The sequence below is a fragment of the Nonomuraea cavernae genome (genome assembly GCF_040655715.1).
GTDB lineage: Bacteria > Actinomycetota > Actinomycetes > Streptosporangiales > Streptosporangiaceae > Nonomuraea > Nonomuraea cavernae_A.
The window spans coordinates 1-2,519 of record NZ_JBFAKL010000072.1 but is presented as its reverse complement, the minus strand read 5'-3'; the positions used below and the strand labels follow the sequence as shown (position 1 = coordinate 2,519).

Genomic DNA, 2,519 nt, shown 5'->3' with positions numbered 1-2,519 from the left:
TGTAGCCGCCTCGTTGCCCGTACCGCATACATCGGTCGTACACCAGCAACGGCGAACCGTCACGACTCTATGACTCTACGAATTCAATCTGTGTATCCCCGCCTAAGTTCGATGACTCGCGATTGCCGCCCACCCAGAGGTCGAGAGAGTTAAAGGCAGCTACGATACCGAGGCAGGAGCAGTCCTTCTCGAAGTGCAGCCGAAGAAAGGGATCCGAGCTAGCGACTACGATCGCTTGCGAGACGAACTGCAAGCCGCACAGCCGATGAACCCGCACGTGACCTTTAAGGTTACGACGGTCGACGACCTGGGGATCAAGCCGAAGGACAACAACCTCCGCGGAGGAGGATACTTCAACTTGGCAGACGGCACCCCATGGTGCACCGCCGGGTTCAACGTCATCAGCGAGACCGGAGTCAAAGGCACGACAACGGCGAAGCACTGCGCTGACGACCCCTACCTCATCTACCTCAACCACCCGGCTAGAGACGATAACAGAACAACTGTGAGCCGGATGTACCGTGCGCCAGACTACGATATCGCTCGATACCAAGGAGGCGACCTTACCTATACTCGCACCTTCTATTACGAGCTTAATCTGCCGCGCTACGCTACCAACTGGAGCGTTCCTGCTGTCACAAATATCCCAATGTGTACATTTGGGCGAACAAGCGCGACGCAAGGACTCGGAGCGAGATGCGGCAAGGTCACCCAGTTAAGCGTCGGATGGGATGACGGTTTCGAAGACAACTTCGAGACCGACACCTCCACCCTGGGCGGCGACAGTGGCGGACCAGCGTACTGGGGCGGCACGGCGTATGGAATACTCTACGCTGGAGAAGATCCGCCTGGAAGCGTCCTCCACTCGTACCATGCCAAGGTCTGGAACATCCCCAAAGCAGGCGGCTTCGGGACTGCCAACCCCTGGCAAGTCTGGACCTGCAATACGTGCTGACTAGCGTCGGCACCAGGTCGGGGCACCGGATTCTAGGTACCCCGACTGCAGGCGTTGGGCTCCTCATAGCCGGTCTTCGCTCGCCATCAGTACCACTCTTCCGGCTGGCGTGCCGGGTGTTCACGCGCCTCTCATCAGGACATTTTGTGATTTACTGGCCCCATGAGCTCAACGCCTCATGACTTCAACGGCGCATCTCGTCTAGTGCACGGACTCGTTGCGCTCGCTCTTTTCAGTCTCGCCGCGTGCTCGGATGCTCCCGGTGAGGACACGAAGATGAGTAGGGGTCCGCTCATTGTCAGACACACGTATACGCAGACGATGAAGGCAAGCCTTACAGCCACGCTGGCCTACGATTCCGTCCATCACTGTTTAGTGCTCAATTATAATTCGCCACCGAAAAGTGTCCTGCCTGTCTGGCCGGTAGGCGCGAGGCCAATAGTTGTTGACGGAAAACAGGGCATAGACTTGCCTCCGGTCGGGCAAATCCTGCAGGGCGATCGGGTAGTCCTTACAGGAGGGTTCATCCACTGGAGAGACATGGCGAAGTCCAAGACGCTCGTTGACGGCGCTGCACGATGTCTCGAGATTGATCCCGAAGGTCCCGTTTTTCGTATCGGGCGTGTGACTTCTGTGAACAGCCAAAGAGTTTAAGCAATAGAGGAATGCTATGCGCTAGGAGAGGTTCAAAGGCTGAGGTTATGGCGGCTTCTCGTTCAGTCCGGTCTTGGCGATGAAGCCGCTGATCAGCTGGGGCCGGTACTGCATTTTCTTGAGCCGGGTCTTGATCAGTCGGGCGAGCTCGTTCAGCGTCTTCTTCGCCAGGTTGGCCAAAGAGCGCTTCAGGTGGGCCCAGACGCCCTCGACCGGGTTCAGTTCGGGAGCGTAGGCGGGTAACTGGATGACCGTCAGCCAGGCCCGACGCTCGACCAGCTCCCGCATGCGCGCGCTGACGTGGGAGTTCAGGTTGTCCCACACGAGCACGATCGGGCCGCTCAGCTGCTGGTGGGCTGCGTCGAGTAGCGCGCTGTAGTCGGCCTCGGAGAACGACTTGCGCTCGCCTTTACGGCCGCGCCGCAACCGGATCCGGTAGATCAGCCGCGGCTGACGGCCGGGCCTGGTGGTGATCAGGCCGGCGATCATCACGGTTCCCGACCCGCCACCGGACACCGTCACGACCGGCGTCACCCCGCGCCGCCCCCAGCTGCGGCCCTTGGGCGGTCTCAGACCTTGACCGGCCTCGTCCTCGAAGCACAGCCAGGCGTCCAGGTCCGCCGCGGCCCTTTTCCCTCCGGCCAGACCTCATTTCGCCAGGCTGCGATCGCCCGCTCATCCCGCTCGACCGCCCGAAACGACACCTACGAAAAGACGCAATGGTCATGGGTGGACGTCGCCCCCGGACTACAGAAGGCGGCCATTCTGGAGGGAGAACTTCCGTCGAAGCGGCTCGGTGTTCTCGACCTGCCCACCCAGTACTACATCGGTAGATCTTTAAGTCGTTCGCCAGCGTGACTGTGGGTGTATCGGCGATGGTCTGCGAGTGACCTTGTGCCTCACCTACGAT

General features: G+C 60.0%; 2 protein-coding genes. One reads left to right on the top strand and one right to left on the bottom strand.

Features of this window, described 5'->3' with window-relative positions:
• Positions 1–235 precede the first annotated feature (235 nt).
• Complete coding sequence (locus tag AB0I38_RS40240; protein ID WP_358496140.1) at positions 236–955, top strand: S1 family peptidase; 720 nt, start codon at positions 236–238, stop codon at positions 953–955.
• Positions 956–1,654: 699 nt separating this feature from the next.
• Here AB0I38_RS40240 and AB0I38_RS40235 read toward each other — a convergent pair.
• A complete protein-coding gene (locus AB0I38_RS40235) occupies positions 1,655–2,182 on the bottom strand; it encodes a transposase (RefSeq protein ID WP_436838831.1) in 528 nt (175 codons plus the stop codon).
• Positions 2,183–2,519 lie beyond the last annotated feature (337 nt).